The 2,228-nt window shown below is 76.9% G+C and carries 1 pseudogene; it reads right to left on the reverse strand.

The features are described 5' to 3' along the window. Positions 1 to 2,228 (reverse strand): annotated as a pseudogene (locus ABZ641_RS33960) (hypothetical protein); the annotation flags it as partial.

Here is a 2,228-nt window from a genome sequence, read left to right on the forward strand (position 1 = left end):
CCCGGCACCGGCTCGGCGCGGCCGGCCTCCGCGACGGCCTGGATGAGTCCGGCGCCGACCTCCCGGCCGCGGCCGTGCTGGGGCAGCGCCGCCACGGTCTGCGCCTCGCGCAGCAGGTCCACCACCGTCTTGATGTGGTTGCGCAGTTGCTCCCTGGCCGTCGAGTGGATGCTCTCCTTGGCCTGCTTCGGCGAGCGCGTCGCGCGGTCGGTGGCGTCGATGAGCCGGTCCGCCGCGTCGGCCCGCTGGTAGTGCTGCTCCATGTCCTCGGCCAGCGCGCGTTCGTCCGCACGGCCCGCCGCCCACTCCTGGACCAGACGCAGCGTCAGACCGAGCCGCCCGTCGCGGGCGCACATGGTCTGCAGCACCTTGGTGCCGCGCTGCAGGGTGATGGTCCGCTGCGGCAGGTCCTCCTGGAGCTGCCGCGCCCGGTCGCCGATCTCGGCGCGGTGCACGGCCGGCTCGGCCGCGGACGCGCGCAGCACCTCCCCGGCCGCCAGCGTCAAGCCCTGGCGGACCTCGGCGACGAGGTGCTGCAGCACGTCGGCCCAGACCTGGGGCAGGCCCGGCAGCGGCGCGAACTCGGTGACCAGCGGCGGCGCCCAGCCCGCGCTCAGGCCGCTGCGCAGTGCGGCGGCCAGCGCGACCAGGTACGCCTCGCGGTCCTCGGACGCGGCCGGGAACCCGATGCCGTCGGACTGCAGCTGGAGCTCGAACGCCGCCTGGGCGTTCGGCAGGTGGAAGGCCGCGTGGGCGAACGCCAGGGTCTGGACGCGGTGCTGGGACTCGCCGGCCGCCCGGGTGGTCCAGTACGCCTCGGCGAAGCGGTCCTGCGCGATGAGCCGCTCGACCGCCGACGGGCCGTCGTTCCCGCTGGTCCACACGTCGGCCACCGGTACCGGCCCGGCGGTGTCCGCGGACCCGTCGGGCTCCTCGGGCTCCTCGGAACCGGCGGCCCCGAGGGGCTCGGCGGCCCCGCCGGGACCGGCCGGCCAGGTGTCCTGCTCCGGCCGCGCGGCGGGCGGCTCCGTCCTGCGCCGCGGCGGACCGGGCTGCCCGGCCTCCCCGGCGGGCTCGGTGTCCACCGTCCCGGTGCCCGTGGGCTCGTCGAGGCCGGCGGTCCCGGCGGTCTCGTCGGTCCCGGTGGTGCTGCCGGCGGGGGACTCCGGTGCGGCGGCGTCGTCCACCTGCGCGGTGCTCTCCGGTGCCGTGTCCTCCGGCTCCGGCTCCGGCTCCGGATGTGGTTCCGGATCCGGTTCGTCGGCCGCGGGCACGGCATCCGCCGGGGCACCGGCCGACGGTTCCACCGGGTCGTCGAGTCGCTCACCGGGCGCCGCCGCCGCGGACGGGAGGCCGTCGGTGGCGAGCCCGAGTCGCTCCTCGGTCTCGCGGACCCGGTTCGCCAGGTCCGCGACGACGCGCTCCAGCCCCTCCCGGGCCGGCACGAACGACTCCTGCTCCAGCAGGCCCACGTACTTGGCGTGGGTCTCGCGCTGTTCGACGAGTTCGGCCAGCAGCGCCCGGCGTTCGTGCGCCTGCCGCTCCTCCGCCTCGCGCACGGACGCAACGATCCGCACCACCGTGTCGTAGGTGTCCTCGGCGGGCCACCCCGTGCCGTCGGGGTCCAGTGCGCGGACCGTCCCGGCCGTGCGCGCGCGGTCGGCGAGCCAGCCGGCGACGTCCTCGGCCAGGGCCGGGTCCACCGTGCCGAGTCCGGTCCGGATCCCGGCGGCCGCGGTGTCGAGCCGGTCCGCGAGGGCCGCGCCGTCCGTGCGCAGCCGCTGGACGTCCTGCTCCACCTGCTCCACACCGGATCCGGTGGCGTCCGTTGAGGTTTGTACGTCCTCGGCCGCCGGCCGCGCTGCGGGCGCCATGTGATGGTGCGCCAAGTGCCCCTCCTCGGTGAGGTCCTCGGCGGGCGTCAGGGCCCGCTCCCACAAGTCCTGCCAGTTCTCGCGCACCAGCCGGGTGGTCGCGGACTCCGGGCGCAGGGCCAGGCCGTGCAGGGCCAGACCGGCCATCGGCGCGGGCAGCGCGCCCATCATCGTCCCGAGCCCGTCCAGGTCGGGGGAGCGCACCGCCTCCACCGGGAACCCCCGGTGGCACAGCTCGATCGCGGCCATCGAGGCGCCGCAGTCGGCGAGTGCGGCGAGCAGCCCGACGGGCGCCTTGACGACCCACAGGTGGGTGCCCGAGCCGGTGGCCAAGAAGGCGGCCACGGGCTCGGG

This window comes from Kitasatospora sp. NPDC007106, from assembly GCF_040634455.1.
Lineage (GTDB): Bacteria > Actinomycetota > Actinomycetes > Streptomycetales > Streptomycetaceae > Kitasatospora > Kitasatospora arboriphila.